The organism is Legionella stuttgartensis (assembly GCF_977063405.2).
This window is the reverse complement of the sequence record NZ_CDRUHA020000111.1, coordinates 18,967-38,792: the sequence shown is the minus strand read 5'-3', so window position 1 is coordinate 38,792 and position 19,826 is coordinate 18,967. Positions and strand designations below refer to the sequence as shown.

The window sequence follows — 19,826 nt, the reverse complement described above, 5'->3', positions numbered from 1 at the left end:
AAAATGAGAGTATTAATAAGTAATGATGACGGGGTTTTTGCACCTGGAATTAATAGACTAGCGAGCGAGCTGTCAACTTTTGTTGAAATCGATGTCGTTGCCCCCGACAGAAACAGAAGTGGAGCAAGCAATTCTTTGACTTTGTCTCGACCAATAAAAGTCAAAAAATTGGATAATGGCTATTATAGTGTTGAAGGTACACCAACGGACTGTGTGCACTTAGCGGTAACTGGTTTTTTAGATACTGAATTTGATATGGTTGTTTCTGGAATTAATGATGGTGCTAATTTAGGAGATGATATTCTTTATTCAGGTACTGTAGCTGCTGCAATGGAAGGTCGTTATTTAGGCTTGCCTGCCCTTGCGATTTCTATGGTAGGGGAGAATATTCAGCATTATGATACGGCAGCAACGATTGCTAAACAGTTGGTGATGCAGTTAAGTCAACATCGCCTGCCTTCCCAAACTATTTTAAATGTTAATGTTCCTAATTTACCTTTGGACAAAATAAAAGGGATGCAAGTAACCCGTTTGGGAACGAGACATGGTGCTGAGCCTGTAGTAAAAGATAAGGACCCTAGAGGACGGCCAATATATTGGATTGGCTTGCCTGGGGCAGAGGCTGATGCCGGACCTGGAACCGATTTTTATGCTATAAGCGAAGGGTATGTTTCAATTACACCACTTCATTTGGATATGACGAATTACAAAATGTTCGATCAATTAGCCAACTGGCTCGATGAGATCCACATTCAATAAAATAATTTGCTTGGGGTAATAAATGATAGTCACATTTTGCAAAAGATTTTTATGTCTTTTCCTCATAATGACTTTAGTAGGTTGCGGGAATAATTTAGCTCCCGTTATGGAATCTAGATGGAATCCTTATTGGCGCCATCAAAAAGCGTATGTCGTAAAACGTGGAGACACCCTGTTTTCTATTGCATTTCGCTATGATACTGATTATATAACTCTAGCTCGCTTGAATCGTATTAATCCTCCTTATTCTTTGAGAGTAGGGCAGGTTATCAATTTGCGAGGCATTACTTCGAGACATAGACAAACAGCGCGTCGACCGATAACAAAGAGAAATTATTATGTTGCACCCCAAAGACAGGCACGACCTGCTGTAATTTATTCGCCTGCGAATAGGTATGCACGCTCTGCTTCTGGATGGATGTGGCCTGTGAGTGGACGTGTTGTTACATCATTTGTTCCTCAACAAGGTAAGAAAGGCATAAATATTGCATGTAAAAAAGGTGAGCGAGTAATTGCTGCGGCAAGTGGTGTAGTCGCTTATGCTGGAAGTGGTTTAGCTGGTTATGGTAATTTGATTATTGTTAAACATAATCAGGGATATTTAACTGCGTACGGTAATAACACACGCATTATGGTTTCTGAAGGACAGCATGTGAAAGCAGGACAAATTATCGCAATAGCGGGTGTTATCGATCGCAAGTATACAGGTGTTCATTTTGAAATCAGAAGGTCGGGTGTACCAGTCAATCCTTTGAATTATCTACAAAAAGGTTGACAGATAACTTATAGTTATAGCAACAATAATGTTTTTATGAAGTATAATGAAGTTATGGAATAAATTTCTCAACATAACGAAACACTATAGGTGAAAAACAATGCACGAAGACGATGAGTCAATAAAAGAACCGGAACTTAAGGATGAAGAATGGTCTGAACCAGACGATGAATCGCTCTTAATAGAGGAGGACATTGATTCGCTTCTTGAAAAAGATGAAGAAGAAGTTACCGAGTTTCCTGATTTTTCGGATGATATTGCATTCCCTTCATTTCGTGGCAAAAATGCACAAAAAATGATGGATGCGACACAGCTTTATTTAAGTGAAATTGGATTTTCTCCTTTGCTCAGCGCTGAAGAAGAAGTGCATTATGCAACTCTTGCTTTAAAAGGAGATGTTGCTGCTCGCAAAAAGATGATCGAATCCAATTTACGTCTTGTAGTTAAAATTTCACGTCGTTATCTTAATCGCGGTTTACCTCTTCTTGATTTAATTGAAGAGGGAAATTTAGGCCTAATGAAATCAGTCGAGAAGTTTGATCCTAAACGAGGTTTTCGATTTTCAACTTATGCGACATGGTGGATTAGACAAACGATTGAACGTGCTATTATGAATCAAACGCGGACAATTCGTTTACCGATACACGTGGTTAAAGAGTTGAATGTGTATCTTAGGGCCGCAAGACAACTCACACAAAAACTGGATCATGAGCCCTCACCTGAAGAAATTGCAGAAATGGTTGATAAACCATTGGAAGATGTTCAAAAGTTGTTGGGTTTAAATGATAAAGTAACCTCTGTTGATACACCCATTGGTTTTGATGAAAATAAATCTTTATTGGATACTATCGCTGATGAAAACAGCGTGAATCCTGCAGAGTTGCTCACCAATGAAAATTTGCGTTTACATATAGAATCTTTATTGGATAAGCTGACTGAAAATCAACAACAGGTTATTGCAAGAAGATTCGGTTTAAGAGGTTTTGAAAAAGCAACGCTTGAAGATGTAGGTAAAGAAATTGATTTGACACGAGAGCGCGTTCGTCAAATCCAAGTTGAAGCATTAAAAACATTACGTGGTTTATTGGAAAAAATGGGATTAACGCAGGAAGATTTGTTTTAAATTTTAACTGCAAAAATCTTAATCCATTTATTTTAGCCTGGTTAAAATGAAGGAACTACTTCGTTTTAACCAGGCTATTTTTTTAGTAACTGTTTAGTGGATTGGGCGAGAACGTTTACATTTTTTATATTAATAAAAAAAGATAAGGAGCAGTTGTAATGAAGAAAATGATTTTATTGGTCTTAGTTGTTTTATCTTCAGTGGTTCGTGCAGAACAATTAACAACATTTATGGACATTTCTGATGCAATCTCTCAAGGAAAAAAAGTTACTTTAGTAATGAATATTCAAGAATGTAGTTCACAAAAACCGTCTTTGAATTCTATTACCGCATCGGTACAACCTGATGCTTTCCTTATTATAGATGATAAACGAATTACTGCCTCAATAAAGCATTTTACTTTGGATAATCCTGTTGCTCGCGGTATTCCTATCTTTGAACTCGTTAAATATAATATAAGCTCAGATGGAAACATTTCTATAAAAAATACAGTGATGGATGCTACGAATTTTAAACAGCTCGCAACTTATCAGCTTGATTGTGCTTTAAATAAAGGACTTAAAGTTTTTGGTTGAAACTTTATGAGAGCAATTTAACTGTAATTGGGGGTATCTCCGCAAAGACGGAGATCCCTTTTCACTTCGTTCAATGAGCTTCCTGAACTTATTCTGGTGCAGCCAAGTTGCACCTATGCCATGTTTATGGGCATTTAAAATTTACCTTAAGTCCTTTCCAGCAATCAGCATAATCTTTTTGCATCTGAGGTATACGCATGGCCTGCTCAGTAACCATCCATGCATCCCGGGTTTCAAACATAAAAGCTAAGGTATTCAAATACAGTTCAGGCTCTAATTTTTGTGCTACCGCTTGTTCGAAACTTACTTGGTCCGGTCCATGGGGTGTCATGCAATTATGAATACTTACGCCGCCGGGCGAGAACCCTTCTTTTTTAGCATCGTATTCACCTCGCACAAGTCCCATGAGCTCATTCATATAATTTCGGTGGTAATAGGGCGGTCTAAATGTATGTTCGGCTACCATCCACCGAGGAGGAAAAATGACAAAGTCTAAATTTGCTACACCGGGGGTATCACTTTCGGAAGTTAACACGGTAAAAATAGAAGGATCAGGATGATCAAAGCTGACTGTATTAATTGTATTAAACAAGCTTAAATCATAACAATAGGGGGCATAAGTACCGTGCCAGGCTACTACATTAAGAGGGGAGTGATCGCATTTCGCTGTCCATAATTTATTTTGGTACTTACATATAACAGTTGCTTGCGTAACACCTTGTTCAAACGCTGCAATTGGATATTGAAAATGTCGTGGATTAGCTAAACCATTTGCACCGATGACACCTAGCGGAGGTAGAGTAAGAGGGCTACCACTATTTTCACATAGATATCCTTTTGTTTCGGGACCAATAAGTTCCATTTTGAATTTAACACCCCGAGGAATAACAGCGATCATACCGGGACATATATTTAATTTTCCAAACTCAGTGTGTAAGTTTGCTTCTCCTAAGTAAGGAACAAAAAGCATTTCGCCATCATTATTGGCAAAGTATTTATTGTGCATGGAGCGAGTGCAATGATAAACATATGCATTCACATGTTGGCTTCCAGCAAGATGAAACATTCCTTCAACAAAATCAAAATTTTCTTCTTTAAATAGTTCTATGGGAGACCAACGTAAGGGATTTGGAGATTGTTCCGCATGATGAGGTTTAAACAGTTCAATTTCATAGGCTTGATAAGTACCTTGAGCAACAGAAGGTAAAATGCGATAAAGCCAGCTATGTAGGTTATTCTGTCTTGGACGAGTAAAAGCCGTTCCACTTAATTGTTCGGCATAAAGACCTAAGCTACAGTGTTGTGGTGAATTTTGGCTACTTGGTAAAGCGCCTGGAACTGCTTCAGTTTGATGATGATTACCAAATCCCTGCAAATACACTGTTATCTCCTTTAGTGTTTATGGTTCATTGAGTAGCCTGGGTAGAGCGCAGCGAAACCCGGGGAATATGTACTGTAGTGTTAACCTGGAGTATACCACGCTTCTTTCAGGCCACATTTATTTACAATAACTTTAAAAACGTAAAGATGGTGGCTACTATAGTCTAAAAAAGTTAAAAATGTCGAGTCCAAATGTAAGTTAAGTTATTCTTTTTAACAAAAGAGCATGTATAATTTATACAAAATTAAATATGGTTTGAGGTAGTGTTATGGCAGGTCATAGTAAGTGGGCAAATATTAAATTCCGGAAAGGAGTTCAAGACGCAAAACGTGGAAAAATATTCACTAAGTTAATTCGTGAAATTACCGTAGCGGCTCGTATGGGAGGAGGAGAAGAGTCTTCTAATCCAAGATTAAGGGATGCAGTTAAAAAAGCGCTTGCTGCAAATATGAAGCGGGATACAATTGATAATGCCATCAAGCGCGGTGTAGGTGGACTCGAAGGCGAAACAATGATGGCCATGCGTTACGAAGGTTATGGACCCGGAGGAGTTGCAGTTCTTGTCGATTGCTTATCGGATAATAAAAACCGAACTGTATCCGAAGTGCGTCATGCATTCACTAAGTGCGGTGGCAATTTGGGGACTGATGGTTCAGTATCTTATCTCTTCAACAATCAAGGAGAGATTCTTATGGCGCCTGGACAGTCTGAAGAACAGGTGATGGAAATTGCTATAGATGCTGGTGCCGATGACGTTTCTGTTGATGATAGTCAGATTGAAGTGATTACCCCAGTTGAAGCCTATCATAGTGTATTAAATGCGCTTACAGAAGCAGGCTTAGATATTGAGCAATCTCATTTAACCATGCGTGCACAAACTTTAGTTTCTATTGATGATGAATCGGCGGAAACTCTCTTGAAATTAATCGATATGTTGGAAGACTTAGATGATGTTCAAGAAGTATATAGTAATGCTGAGTTCTCAGAAAAACTTCTAGAATCAATGAATTAATGGCCATTATTTTAGGGATAGATCCTGGCTCAAGGATTACTGGATACGGTCTGATAAAAGAATCAGACCGTAAAATCGAGTACGTTGATAGTGGCTGTATACGTACTACTCCAGATGGTGAGCTGAGTCAAAAATTATTGCAAATATATGATGGTATTTGTCAATTAATGGATCATTACTCACCAGATGAAGTGGCGATTGAACAAATATTTATGCATGAAAACCCAAACTCAGCTCTAAAATTAGGGCATGCACGCGGGGTGGCTATGGTTGCTGCTGCATCTCATCGTGTTAAAGTAAGCGAGTATTCAGCACGAGAAATTAAGCAAATGGTTGTTGGTTATGGAGCAGCTGAAAAAGCGCAAGTAAGTCACATGGTCGTGCATTTGCTCGCCCTGAATAAGGCGCCACAGAAAGATGCTGCAGATGCATTGGCAATTGCAATTTGCCATAGTCATATGCGTCATAATTTGTCATCAGTAATTGGCAGGCGGGGATTAAGGAGAAGAAAGAGATGATTGGTTGGTTGGATGGACAAATTATTGATAAACATCAACCAGGAAAATTGGTTCTTAATGTCCATGGTGTAGGATATGATGTCGAAACCTCATTAAATACCTTTTTTCAGTTGGATAGTTTAAATGGTTCAGTAGGGTTACACATACACACAGTAGTTCGTGAAGATGCTTTACTTTTGTATGGTTTTTTAGAGAGACAAGAGAGAGAGCTATTTAGAGCTTTAATTAAAGTGAATGGTATTGGTCCAAAACTGGCCATGTCAATTCTTTCGAGTATAACACCGAATGAATTTATTCAATGCATTCAACAGGAAAACGCTTCCATTTTAATGAAGTTGCCAGGCATAGGTAAAAAAACGGCGGAACGTTTAGTCGTTGAAATGCGTGATAGTATGAAACAATTTTCTATGTCCGCTTCGGCTTCTCTAAATAAATCGCTTCCTATAATGAGTGGTCAAGATGAGGCAGTGTGTGCTTTAGAAGCATTGGGGTATAGGCCTCAAGAAGCGTTAAAAGCAGTCAATAAGGTGAATGATAATTCTAAAAGTTGTGAGCAGCTTATCCGTGATGCATTGCAAGTTTTAGCAGCTCGCTAATGAAATGTATGGAATGGAAGAGGCATTTTATTTTATTCTTCGGGTGCAGATATGCACCTGTTTACTACATTATTTATTTTCTTGGACAGGTATGAAGAATCTTACAATTAAACCTGTGCCTTCTTTAGGGGTATCGAGCATAAGTCTTCCACCATGCAATTCGGAAATTTGCTGAACTATTGCTAAGCCAAGACCACTTCCGGGGCTTTTGTTTCCTAAGACACGGAAAAAGCGCTCAAAAACACGTGATTGTAATTCCGCTGGGATACCTGGTCCGTTATCACTGACTTCAAGCATTATCTCATTTTTTAATTTAGCCAGACGTACGATAATCCGTCCATGTGCATTACAGTATCGTATAGCGTTATCAACAAGGTTACGAATTAATATTCCCAGAGCAGTAGAATTTCCATAAACAGTTAAATTTTCTGCATCACTTTCAAATTCAAGATCAATTTGCTTTTCGACCGCCGCAGGTGCAAGCATAGCAAGTATTTCGCGAGTTAATCGACTTAAGTTAACTTCATCTTTCTCATCCATGTGCGCTGCTTCTGGTACAAGTCGGCTCATAGTAAGTAACTGTTGAACTATGTGGGTACTTCGATTAACACTTGCAATAAGCTTTTGTAGTGCCTGATTTTTTTCCTCTATATCATTAGAATGCAATGCTACTTGCGCTTGTGTTTTTAGTGCGGCAAGAGGGGTGCGTAGTTCATGCGCTGCATCAGCTGCGAAACGTTTTTCGCGTTCGAATCCTTCTTTGAGTCTGAAAAACAATTTATTCAATTCGTCAATTACGGGTTTGATTTCTTCCGGAACTTCGTGTAAATCAACCGGTTCAAGATGAGTGGGGGCGCGGTTAGCTACTTCTTCTGCAACCTTATCCAGACTATCTAAACCACGGCCAATAATAATCCATATTAATAAGCCAGATAATGGGAATGTTAAAAGCATAATATAGAGGTCATCTTGTGCAATTCGATGACCTAGCTCGTTTCGGGTATCGTAACGCTCAGCTAAAACGGTGCGAATTCCTGCTTTATCATTGTAAGTAGTGAAAACACGCCAATCTTGGGTGGATATTTTTTTATCACTAAATCCATCTACTTCAGAAGTCAAAGGAATTTTGGGTGCTGAGGAGGAATGCAATAACAGTTTTCCACCATTGGTCCACACTTGAAAATTAAACTTATCGAGATAATTTTCAGGAGGCTCTTCATTCAGAAATCTCTTTTGATAGTATGTATCAATCTTTTGCGGGATTGTTTCGAGTGCTTCTTGAATTTTCGCAAGAGGGCGTTGATGAAGATCATCACCTAATAAAGCTTGATAAGAAAGAGCGGAAACGGCCATTAAACTATCCAAGTGATCTTGAATATCCTTTTGATCAAGATAGTAGTTACCTATAGCAGTTAATGTGGTCGTTATAGTAATGGCCAACAATAGATTGATTAGAAGAAACTTTCTTATAGAAGATTTCACGATACAGCAATACCATCATTTTTTTCTGCCATATATCCAACACCTCTAATTGTTCGAATAAAGTTGGCATTAAGTTTTTTACGTAGATTATGTATATGAACTTCAAGTGCATTACTATCTACATCTTCCTCCCAACCATAAATACTTTGCATGAGCTGTTCACGTGATAAAACCTGACCGCTGTTTTCTAGAAGTTTCTGTAATAATGCAAATTCTCTACGTGGAACATTAACTAAAACATCATCAACGAATACGGAGTGGGCGGCTGGATCTAGAGTAATATTTCTATATTGCAGAACTGAGTCAGCACGGCCTTGTGAACGTCTAACTAGAGCTCTGATTCTTGCGCTAAGTTCGTTGAGATCGAAGGGCTTAATTAAGTAATCATCTGCTCCACTATCCAATCCCTTTACACGATCTTCAACTGATTCTCGGGCTGTTAAAATAATAACTGGAGTAGGATTACCATCATGGCGTACGCTTTGTAATAATGCGAGTCCAGATAGCTTTGGTAAACCCAAATCTAGAATAATTAGCTCAAATGATTCGGATTTTAAAGCCGCGCGAGCTGCTTCACCATCTTTAAGCCAATCTACTATATAACCAAATTGGGTTAAGCCGGTTTTGACCGCATCACCAAGTAACTCGTCGTCTTCTACTAGCAATAGTCTCATTCTTGCTCCTATTGTTTTTCAAGGCCAGTCTCGTCCATGTGTTTTGTTAGATAAAAAGCTTGAATTAATACAAAAAGCAGAGTAAAACCAACCCCACCAAATAACTTAAAGTTAACCCAGGCATCGGTATTAAAATTATAGGCAACGTAAATATTTACTGCACCCATTAAAATAAAAAACAATACCCATGCTGTGTTCAGTCTATACCAGATCCTTCCTGGTAGCGTTACATTTGCTTCCATCATTTTTTGGATCAATGGTTTGCTGCCAATGTAACCTGAACTAAAAAAGACTAAAGCTGAGAGCCAATAAATACCGGTTGGCTTCCATTTAATAAACCAGGGATTATGGAAGAAGAGGGTAGCTCCTCCAAGAACCATGATTATTGCAAGACTGATTAGATGCATTTTTTCATAATGCTGGAATTTTAATCTGTAAAAAGCGACTTGACTTAAAGAGGCAATCATCGCAATAGCTGTCGCAGTATAGATACCAAAAAACTTGTATACTATAAAAAATAAAACTATAGGAAAAAAATCAAATAGTAATTTCATATACTTTAATGCAATAAAATAAGTTACTTTCATTATAACACAAGTTTTTGTGCTCACCTCCTTGCTTTATACTACAAATGCAAAATAATTGTTAGCAATCGGGAATTATGTATTCATAAAAACGGTTAGTTCAGTCCAAGAACAGAGTAAATCGGGGCTATGCTTCATTAACTCATTTAACGCCTATCAATTAACCGACTAATATTTTTTGTCCACTTAATAAAGGATCGTTTCGATTGAGGCCGGGGTTTAATGAAAGAATACGTTCTATTTTGGTTTTATGTTGTTGCGCTATAGAACTGAGGCTGTCCCCCTTTTTTACAATGTAGTGTATTGGTGGAGTTACTTTTTTCAAAATAATGAGTTGTTGCCCTTTTTGTAGAGCTTGAGTTGTTGCTAATTTATTCCACATTTGAATTTCTTTAACACTAACACCATACGTTTTTATCAGCGTCTGATAGGTCTCATTCTCTTGGACAATATGAATAACACGATGATTTTGTGGGACAGTTATTTGATGTTCTAATGGGAGGACATTTATAGCTGGCTCTCGTTTAACTACTACCGGGGTATTTCTGGTACTCGGAATTAAAAGGAACTGATTGGGCTCAACATGATTTGTCCTCAGCTGATTTAACTGTTTTATTAAATTCACCGTTGTGTGGTATCTAACAGCAATGTTATCCAAGTTGTCGCCAGGTTGTACGATGTGCTTTTCCCAGCTCACACGTTTTTCTGCAGGAAGGTTCGCAAGATTTAAATTAAATTGATGTACTTTTTCAGCAGGGATTAACAATTTGATGGGCTTATCGGGAGCGGTTGTCCAACGATTAAAACCCGGATTTAATTTGATTAATTCTTTATAACTGATTCCCGCCATTTTCGCAGCGTGGTTTAAATCAATTGGACTCCCAATATTTACTTCGACAAAATAAGGAAGATAAGGAATTTCAGGTAATGTTACTTTATATTGTGTGGGACTTTTAATGATTTCTGCTAAGGCGAGCAGACGAGGCACGTATATTTGAGTTTCTCTTGGGACGGTTAAATCCCAGAAACTTTGAGCACGTCCACCCGTTGCTTTGATCGCTCGGTCTATAGTCCCTTCGCCTGCATCATATGCAGCTATGGCCAGAACCCAATTGCCATTAAAGAATCTATTAAGATATAGAAGATAATTGAGCGCGGCATCGGTAGAGGAACTGATACTGCGCCGTGCATCAAACCACCAATCTTGTTTTAATCCCAAGCCTGCTCCCGTTTGTGGCATCAGTTGCCATAATCCCGCCGCACCCGCTACGGAATAAGCAAAAGGATCATAAGCACTTTCAATCATGGGTAACAGAGCTAACTCTCCAGGGAGATTTCGCTTATTTACTTCATAAATAATATGATAAAGATAGGGTTCAGATTGACGACATACTTTAGTAAGAAAGCCTGGATGTGCTATAAACCAGCGGATTTGCTCCTGTACTTCAGGCCGCGATGTTTGATGATCTAAGGTGAGTTGAGCGCGTAATACTTCCCAGGAATCAACCGCTGCAAAGGTTATTGTGTTGTTAGTAATGCCCAAAAAAATGAGTAGCCAGAATAAAAAAACTTTTATTTTGAAAAACTTAAATTTCAATGGTCAATACCTATGAATATTATTAGCTATTGAGTTTACTAAAATTAGCCATAGTATTAAACCCTTGTTGAATTCATCTAAGCCATAAAGAATAAAATTAATTCTTTATGACTAACAGTTTTGAACTGTAAATGATAAACATACCTTTTTCTTTAGTGCTTAAAATTGAATTTCGATTATTTAAAAATATATTTTTCATTGTGAAACACGATAAAGAACAATATACTTGCACATTGATTAAGGTGAGGGCACTCTATCTCGCGGGATTTGGATAGCTCATTTATTAATGGTAGGTGTGGTTTTCATAGCATAATTAATAAAGTGGTTTCATGAAAAATTCAGATGTAGCTTTTCTTTATGTAAAAAAACACCCTACCTCTTTTTTTTCTGTCCAGAATAAACCAAAGTACTTATGGACTTCTTCTGAGTCAGGGGTTATTCACAATTTAACTATCCCTATACTAAAACAATTCTTAATGGGATGGTTTAAAAATCCCTATGCTGAAAAAATTGCCGCTATGCAACTCCAGAGTGGGAATTCAGAACACACAATTCAAAGTCTACCGTTTTGGCGGAGTCGTAAAGCATACCTTTCGTTGGACACTATAGCTGAACTGGATGAGCTTGGCGATTGGTATGATAAATCGTTTTTAACCAATATCCTGCTTAGGAAATTGGATCAGTATTTGGAAAATGGTTTTACAATTGGTATAAATTTTCGCGAAGTATTTCTAGTGCCTGAACATGAAGAACCCCCTTCTCATTTTCGACCGGGTATTGATGTATGTGTAAGAACTACCACTGAATACAAGAAAATGACAGATCGTTTATCTTATCAAATAGGAAAAGGGATATTTTATCAATATAAACCCTCTATATCAGCACGAGATCCTCTTAATCAAACGATTGCTAATCATTATTCAAATAACCCTTATTCCACTGATTGGGATAAACCTTATATAGATTACACTACTCCGTTGAAAAATTATCGTTTTTTTGATTCTGTCTTCGCATCTTTTATTAGCTACAAAGTATCCATTTCCTATGAGTTTTTAAAAACAGCCTCCATCTCTAAGGTTATCGCTCTTGCTTATCCAATTAATGTTTCTGAATTAATTAATTTTTTTCGAAACAGTGTCTTCTACGAGATTCCGGAACTGACTTTCGTTTTTAGGGGAAGCCAATATGAAAATGAGTTCGAGCGACAAAAGGTTTATGAAGATATTTTAAGGTTGATAAAAGAAAGTAAGTCTACTTCAATGATTCACATTTTTTTAATTACTAAAGATAATATTAATGCGAATTTATTGGAACTAAGACCCGAAACTCAGGAAACGTCCTGTCTTTTTCAACCCCTTCCGCAAGAGGCAGGGTATTATTTGTCTTCAAGAAATTTTTTATCGGCTACATACAGAAATATTCAAGAATTAGCATTAGCTCCTGATCTTTTTGAGAAAAAACTCAGATTGTTAAATAAAATTTATGAGAAAACACCCCAAAATAAACCTACTGCATATATATATGCAAAAGAAGTAAGCGAAAATATACGCAGGTCCAAAACTTTAAGTCGTGGACAACTAAAGTCCACTGCACGATTATCTATAACACAGCAAGAATCTATTGCGCAGACACAGGTAGTTAATCAACAAATTCAAAACACTCAGCAACAAGCGGTTAATCAGCAAATTCAAAACACTCAGCAACAAGCGGTTAATCAGCAATCCGTGCACGCTGCAGCTGTGTCTTCCCAAACGACAGTTGCTTCATCATGGGATTTAAAAGTTAATTTAGAAAGTTTTTGTAGACGATTAGAGACTTTTGCCAAAAAAAAACTACCGACTGTCGTCAATGAAGAACAGTTATTGAAACAAGCAGGGTGTCTCACTGAGTTTTATTTAAAGCACCATAGTCGTGCGCATTTTTATGGACAACTTGCAAATGATAATGCCTTTCGTATGCAAGTAGCCGCTAAAATATTCGGTATTGGATTGATGGCTGAAGAGGGTTTGTCCTCCGCTATAAAAATTAAACTACCTCATTATGCAATAGATAATATTGAAGCGATTGTGGCTGATTCTCTTATAGCGAATATCGAGCTTATTCGCGATGGACTGTTTGAAGAAAATCGAATAATTAAGGACCATTACTTATTTGGGCGCACCCTATATGATTATACAACCACGTCAAATGATATACCCAAGTCTGTATCTTCAATACTTCTTTCACGCTTATGGAATATACCATCTATAGAACAAAAGTCGCCCACTGAGGAATTATTTGTACCTTCTCTTCAACCTTGCATACTTATTACTGAAGAGGAACTGGGCTCGGTTGACAGTAGACAAAAAATTGAACTTATTCAGAGTGTTGAATCACTGCTTAAGCTTTTTAATTCGCATCCATCTTTAAATAAGGAAGAAATTGGCGTTCTGGAGCATCAATTTCTCGTTTTAATACGTTTTTATTGTCCGAATCGATTGGGGGAAGTTGAGCTTTTAGAGCAATTTATGGCACGTTTTACTGTGCACAATGAGGACAACTTAAAAATCCTTTTACAAATTCTTATTTGTAATCATAAAAAGGGTCTTGATTCGTTTTTAAAATTATTATCTTTTTTGAAAGAACGGGCATTATTAGACTATTTTTATAAGATTTACTTTCAATATGCAGTCAATAGTTCAGCCGTCAAAGAAGTTCTTAAGGCATTCTTAAAATCAACTTTTATAAGATTAGCTGCGCGAATTCCTATTTCCAAATCCCCGGATGAATGGCCTGATTTCGACCGATTTTGTTTGCACTTAATGTCATTTGCTGCAGAAAATAATTTCCAAATCACTGCCCATAATCTCTGGACGGTTGAAGCTTTATGGTACCGATTGTATGCAAAGTTTTTGGCGTACAGCGAAAATAATGAGGAGGAAGCACAAAAATTATTAAGTCAACTTACATCAAACTTAATTAATGATTATGGTTTATGTATTGCTCCAGTTACCTCATTTGAAACATTCGCAACAGGGCTAGAACGCTTACTTGACCATGCCATATCCAAGCATGCATTAGAAGAACAAATTGAAGAAATCAAAGGGATTTCATTTTTACCTATGGATGTTCCATATGCTTGTACTTGGAATGGGTTTCACGTGATTTCTTCTGAAATGCAAATTCATGCATCAGCTATCAATCCTAAAAATAATGCTTATTCCATTTCTGAGATGGAACTTTTAAACATTCTTAAAAGTCATCAACCCGACAATAGTTTGCTTAAAACAGCTGTCTTTCGATACTTGGGAGCACAAAACCTAAGGGAAAGTCTTAATTATTATCGAAATTTGTATGAACCACTGATACACCAAGCAGTAAGTCCAAACACGAAGTTTATCTCAGAACTCTTATTTGCTTTCTATGTCACTCAATATACCGGGAAAGGATATCATCGGGATCTCGACCACAGGAGATTTACGGAGCAATTTATGGCTTTTATAAAAAGCCATAGCTTGTCTAATTCACTATCATCTGATGAGATTTTTTTATGCATCAACAGTTTATTTTTACAATTAAACAAAACAACCACCGATGAACATAAGGGGATTCAGAGCTTATGGAGTATTTGGCAAAATCAGCATACTTTTGCGTACAAAACCGCTAAAACTCCAATACCAGAAATCTTCTTAAGAAAATTTCCTAAAAAAAATATAGAACATTTCCTATCAACGCAAAAAGAAAACTTGATAAAAGCACTTCCCGCCATAAATGAAGTTGGGCTTTCTCCATGGCCACTTATAGATGTTTGGTGTGATGAGTTAAATAGTTCTCCGGAATATAAAAAACTTATTAGGTATTATTTAGAAAAACTTTATCCAAAAATGGATATGGGAAATTTTCTGGGGAATTTTGATAAAATAAAGGCCTGCTTGTATTCTAATAATACAATCTTTCAAGTAAATTCAAAGTCCTTTGTGCATCTTGTCTTTGACCATTTTCTTGATAAAACCCTAAACCAGGATTCATTTATTTCTTTGATCCAGCTTGTGGCTACAGAAATATCAAAACATGAAAATCAACCATCATTAGACAAGTTAACTGCTCATTTCTTACTGATTTTGGCGAAAAAGCCTGAATTTTACTACGCCTTAGCCAACACAAAAGATTTAATTAGCACGCTTCTGGAAACTTTTTTATTAATTGGAGTGAAAGGAGATCTTAATTTATTGTTTAATCTAATGGAAATTTTGTTGCCATTTGGAGTGGTCGAAGCGCAACAACTTTTTAAGAAACTTATTCCCCTTATTGATAGTGAAGGAGGCAGCCATTTCCTAAAGTCCCATTCGGATTTAGATGCGACTGAATTAAGACGAATAATCCAACTCTTAGAAATAGTTAAACCCAATACACTTGCATTAAATTTACTGGAGGGGCTTTACCAACAGGGTCTTACTCAAGAACTCCCTGAAATAATTTCTTTATTCGAGCAAAAAAAAGAAAAGGACATACGCTGCTTGTTGCTGCTCGGTCAAGTTTGTCAGACAAAGAACAAATCGCTGTTAACTCAATTGCAAAATCTTAACAACAAACCAATCCAGGATTTGAAGAAAATAGCATCGATCTATAAATTAAAGATAGCGAATGTTGAAGATGTCATAAAACTATTGGCAGCTACATCTTTAGAAAAGGCTACTGCATTATTTTTGCGTAAAAAATATCAAGAGAACCTCGAAAGATATGATTATAATCCCGAAGTAATAAGGGAACAAATTTCGCAAATTAAACTGAAATCGCATGAAACAGATGACGATTTACCATTGAGCCCTCAGGAACAAGCGCAGTTATTGCAGGATTATCAATTTGTAATGTCCTATATGGCTCAAAATCCCATAAAAATTTATGTGGATGGAGTTAACAAAGAAGTCACTATTAATGAATTGAATGAAAGAGAGTTTCAGCTCCTGTTCAAAGTACTACAAGAACAATTATATAGAGGAGTGAATGTTCAACGTAACCAATTACTATTAATTGCGTTAAGTGTTGAAGCTCTATATAGAACTACTAATAAATTTCCTCGACACACGCAAATATTAACACTTCTAAAACACATTCATTATCCGGGCAACATAATTCATGAAATTAAAACCGGAGAAGGGAAGAGTATTGTTGCTGCAATGCATGCTGTTTTACTGTGTGGAATGGGGCGAACGGTTGATATTGTTACTGAAAATGATCAATTGGCTAAAAACGCCTTGGAGAAATTTTCACCATTCTATCAATATTTAGGAATCCCTTATGGGAAAAGCATTATCACTGCACAAAGTACTCATCCAGAATATATCCCCAACGGCATAAATTATTCTACGGCATCGAATCTTTCTTTATTTCGCATGCGTATGGCGTTGGAAAAAAAAGTGATGCCAACTAATCCCTCTTTGGTGGGGGATGAAATTGATGCAACTTTAACTTCTACCGTGCAGTTTCGCTTGGCAGCTACAATAGATCTTATGGGCAAAGATACAAAATTGTGGCCCGAACTGAATAAGTTATTACTTGAATTTGTTAAAGAAAAGGAAATTTATCTAAATAATCCCTGCAGCAAAGACGACGATATCGTTAATTTAAAGAATTATTTTATTGCTAAAAAACCAAGTAAAGAGTTTCTTGATTTTATACAAAAAATACCCAACGAGTTTTTAGGGATGTTAATTGAATCAGCCATGATTGCTCATGAGCTTGAAGAGAAAGAAGACTATTACATCGTTAAAATAAGTGAAAAGGGTAAGGAATATTTTTATGCAGCCCCTATAATTGATAGTACTAAAAGACCAGCTCCTAATGTTAATTATTCAGAGTATGTCCAACAATTACTCCATACACGGCTAAATAATAAACAACCGCCACCAGTTCATCCATTCAAAATTGAACCGAGCACCGAAACAATCCTTGTTAACAGTGCAAAAAATTTCTTTGATTATTATCGATTACATAATGGCCCTATTATTGGCTTGACTGGAACAGCTGGGTCCTGCGTAGAACGGGCTGAGTTTTATACGCAGCAAGGTTTACTAGCGTTCAGTTATCCTACATTTTATCCGGATCGATCCAAAGATCTGGGATTAATAACAGTGTTCGGGAGAGAAGAGCATCTTCATAAAACATTTGAGTGGATTAAGCAACACAAACTGCAAAATCCAACTCAACCTATTTTGTTAATTACCCGCTCACCACAATATACAGAGTTATTTAAGAATTTTATTACGTCGCGAACAGACTGGAAAATTCAGAGTTATCATGGTTTCGAAGAGGCAGGGAAATCAGAAGAAAATATAATTTATACTGCTGGAAAAGATGATGTTTTAACTGCGGCGAATCAAAGTCTTGCTCGAGGTGCAGATATTGATCCGGAGCATGAAGATGGTTTATTGACCATTAATTTATGTACCGATTTAACTCCCAGTGAGTTGCGCCAAATTCAAGGAAGGTCAGCTCGAAATGGGAAGCCTGGACAATTTATCTCAATCATTGATGCACAAAATCTAGGTAATCCTTCTGACTCCCCAGAAACTTTGGCAGCTGCTTTTAGAAAACATCAACTCAATATTAGCCTAAAACAACAACAAGAACGTGCAAAAACTCGTTTGTTAGAAGAAGCTCGTAACTTTATGGTAAACCAGATTCTAAAACTGCGGGAAACTGCTGATAAAATATTAGCATCCCAATATGGAGAGGATAATTCGATTGCGGATCCACAGCAGTTATTGCGTTCTTTAAGTTCCTTAAATCGAAATGCAGAGAAGCATTATGGAAAATTATTAGAGCAACACCCCTTATTCGATGATGAAGTAATAGATGAATTTTTGTCAACACGAATCAGTGATTATCAACACGTGGTGGATAATTGGCTTCCAGAAAATCAATTTAATGATGTGCAATTCGTACAACCCTCTATTCCACTTGAAACTGTAAAAAAATTAACGCCTCATTTGCAAACCACAGTTAAGCAATTACGGATTTTTTCAGACATTTTTCACCGTAAATGGAAACTGGATGGTCATAAGATAACAAAACAAAATTTTGATAACTTAGATGAATTAGTTGAGCTTTTTGATCCTTATTTTAAAAAGAAATGCAGCTTTAAACAGGCACTGGGGAATGCTGTAGATGAAAAGGGAATGCTTGGATCAGAGCAGATAAATGCATACGTTAAACTAATTAAAACAAGTTTGGATGAAATGTTGGAATTTGCGCAAACCATCCCGGTAATTGGAAAATTAGTTCCTGTCAAGTCGATCAGAAGTTATATAGAAAATTATATTGATACAACGAAGGCTAAGATACTTGAAAAAAAATGGGATGAGATACGTCTTCCTACCCTCGATATTTCAAGTATAACCACATGGTTCACAGGAATAAGTCATGTCCTTAGTGTCGGCTCCATATTTATTGGAGGACCAATGTCTTTTATTATAAATCGTTTTATCATCCCCACGATTTTCGGATGGATAAAACAAACGCTCAAACGTAGTTTTGCAAATTCAGAGTCTCTAGTAGCACAAATACTTATTGGTATTGACGACATTGGTAATGATTTATCGGAGGCCATTCATGCAATTACGACATTAGATAATGAAAAAATTACCATAGGACTTTTACTAGATAAGTTTGGTCCATTAGTAAAAAATAAAGCGCTTCTATTAGCCTTATCAAAATACTTAGAGCTTATAGAAAAACCACAATACATCCCATGGCTACAAGTTATTCCCGATGTTCTAGAGCTGTTGGAACAGTACAGAGAATGCAAACCTAATGAGTTATTACAAGTTGACACGGTCATGGCTTTTTTGCAACATGCTTGCCACTCAAAGAGAGTTTTAAATGTATTAAAAAATAGTCCTTATTATGAAAGTTTGTTGCAATTAAGTTTGTTAGACTCTAATTTTATAGGTCAAATAAGTTCTTTTTCATTTCCTGAATTTATCAATTTAATCAAGATAACCGCTCATCCAAATTTTTTTGCATTAATGGAGCAACTTCCCGAGGAGACTATTTTTGAGGAATTGGGGCAATGGCTCGAAACAATACCTGATGATCTACCTAAGAAAAGTCGACAAGCGATTCAAGAGTTATTGGATTATCAAACGAATCATGAGCGTATTGCAGAAGAAAATAAACAAAACATGTTAAATCTTCGTAAAACGTATCTTTTAACTCTGAGTAAGTTTAAAAGCGAGTTAGCGAAACTGAAGCCTGTGGTAAATGCAGTAGCACCCAAACTCGAGCAGGAGGTTAAAGACTCATCGGAGCATTTTAGCTTAAAGCAGCTTGTTGTCTTAATGGCAACAGTGGCTTTTATCAGCTATAGCTTTATATATTTGTCTATCCCTGTGGCTTTAGTCTGTTTTGCTCTTGCTGCATGGATGGTTGCCCCCGTCTTTCTTAACCAATTCTCCGCACAAAGCAATGAACAATCAAATCTCTCAGAAAAAACGGCATTATTGGATGAGATACCCTCATTTGTTTTGAATGAAGATATGCAATCTAAATTATTGGTTCATGAGAAGATAAGACAAAAGGCAAGAGGAGCTTCGAATGAAAGTATAATTCCCACTCTTTCAAATTCAAAACTTGGGTTTTTTATGGGGAAAAAGACCTCCAGTATCGATATGAAGAGGGGAGTCAGTGAGAACAAATTACCCTCCACATCTCCCGCTGAAAAAGTGAAAATGCCTCAATTAGTTGTGCCAGCTCGGTTTGTATCTCCATAA

13 protein-coding genes are annotated in these 19,826 nt (G+C 36.9%); 8 read left to right on the top strand and 5 right to left on the bottom strand.

Annotation, left to right across the window (positions count from 1 at the left end; translation table 11 throughout):
• Positions 1–3 precede the first annotated feature (3 nt).
• The 4 genes from surE to ACWTEW_RS37665 all read left to right on the top strand — a co-directional run bounded on the left by surE (position 4) and on the right by ACWTEW_RS37665 (position 3,232).
• Positions 4–759: a 5'/3'-nucleotidase SurE gene (gene surE / locus ACWTEW_RS37680; protein WP_454783103.1), complete on the top strand. Its 756-nt coding sequence runs from the start codon at positions 4–6 to the stop codon at positions 757–759.
• A 22-nt stretch (positions 760–781) separates the two neighbouring features.
• Positions 782–1,534, top strand: coding sequence for a peptidoglycan DD-metalloendopeptidase family protein (locus ACWTEW_RS37675; protein ID WP_454783102.1), 753 nt, complete (start codon positions 782–784; stop codon positions 1,532–1,534).
• Positions 1,535–1,634: 100 nt separating this feature from the next.
• Complete coding sequence (rpoS, locus tag ACWTEW_RS37670) at positions 1,635–2,657, top strand: RNA polymerase sigma factor RpoS (protein WP_454783101.1); 1,023 nt, start codon at positions 1,635–1,637, stop codon at positions 2,655–2,657.
• Positions 2,658–2,815: 158 nt separating this feature from the next.
• Positions 2,816–3,232, top strand: coding sequence for a VirK family protein (locus tag ACWTEW_RS37665; protein ID WP_454783100.1), 417 nt, complete (start codon positions 2,816–2,818; stop codon positions 3,230–3,232).
• Between the two features lie 124 nt (positions 3,233–3,356).
• Here ACWTEW_RS37665 and hmgA read toward each other — a convergent pair whose 3' ends face one another.
• Positions 3,357–4,613 (bottom strand): homogentisate 1,2-dioxygenase, encoded by a 1,257-nt coding sequence (hmgA, locus tag ACWTEW_RS37660; protein WP_454783099.1) that lies wholly within the window; start codon positions 4,611–4,613, stop codon positions 3,357–3,359.
• A gap of 268 nt (positions 4,614–4,881) precedes the next feature.
• On the opposite strand from hmgA, the gene ACWTEW_RS37655 reads away from it, so the two are divergent.
• The 3 genes from ACWTEW_RS37655 to ruvA are packed head-to-tail and all read left to right on the top strand — an operon-like array spanning position 4,882 to position 6,739.
• Positions 4,882–5,625, top strand: coding sequence for a YebC/PmpR family DNA-binding transcriptional regulator (locus ACWTEW_RS37655; RefSeq protein WP_454783098.1), 744 nt, complete (start codon positions 4,882–4,884; stop codon positions 5,623–5,625).
• Positions 5,625–6,143, top strand: a complete 519-nt coding sequence (ruvC, locus tag ACWTEW_RS37650; RefSeq protein ID WP_454783097.1) for a crossover junction endodeoxyribonuclease RuvC — start codon at positions 5,625–5,627, stop codon at positions 6,141–6,143. Before ACWTEW_RS37655 ends, ruvC begins: the two co-directional genes overlap by 1 nt.
• The gene (gene ruvA, locus ACWTEW_RS37645; RefSeq protein ID WP_454783096.1) at positions 6,140–6,739 is read left to right on the top strand and encodes a Holliday junction branch migration protein RuvA; all 600 of its coding nucleotides are present in this window, start codon (positions 6,140–6,142) and stop codon (positions 6,737–6,739) included. Before ruvC ends, ruvA begins: the two co-directional genes overlap by 4 nt.
• A gap of 69 nt (positions 6,740–6,808) precedes the next feature.
• Here the strand turns inward: ruvA and ACWTEW_RS37640 are convergent, their stop codons facing one another.
• From ACWTEW_RS37640 to ACWTEW_RS37625, 4 genes are all read right to left on the bottom strand, one after another.
• Positions 6,809–8,221 (bottom strand): ATP-binding protein, encoded by a 1,413-nt coding sequence (locus ACWTEW_RS37640; protein WP_454783095.1) that lies wholly within the window; start codon positions 8,219–8,221, stop codon positions 6,809–6,811.
• Positions 8,218–8,895 (bottom strand): response regulator, encoded by a 678-nt coding sequence (locus ACWTEW_RS37635; protein WP_058512365.1) that lies wholly within the window; start codon positions 8,893–8,895, stop codon positions 8,218–8,220. Before ACWTEW_RS37635 ends, ACWTEW_RS37640 begins: the two co-directional genes overlap by 4 nt.
• Positions 8,896–8,903: 8 nt before the next feature.
• On the bottom strand, positions 8,904–9,449 hold the full coding sequence (locus tag ACWTEW_RS37630) for a septation protein A (RefSeq protein WP_454783280.1): 546 nt from the start codon (positions 9,447–9,449) through the stop codon (positions 8,904–8,906).
• A gap of 190 nt (positions 9,450–9,639) precedes the next feature.
• The gene (locus ACWTEW_RS37625) at positions 9,640–11,076 is read right to left on the bottom strand and encodes a lytic transglycosylase (protein ID WP_454783094.1); all 1,437 of its coding nucleotides are present in this window, start codon (positions 11,074–11,076) and stop codon (positions 9,640–9,642) included.
• A gap of 329 nt (positions 11,077–11,405) precedes the next feature.
• On the opposite strand from ACWTEW_RS37625, the gene ACWTEW_RS37620 reads away from it, so the two are divergent.
• Entirely contained in the window at positions 11,406–19,826 is an 8,421-nt protein-coding gene (locus ACWTEW_RS37620; RefSeq protein ID WP_454783093.1) for a preprotein translocase subunit SecA, read from the top strand.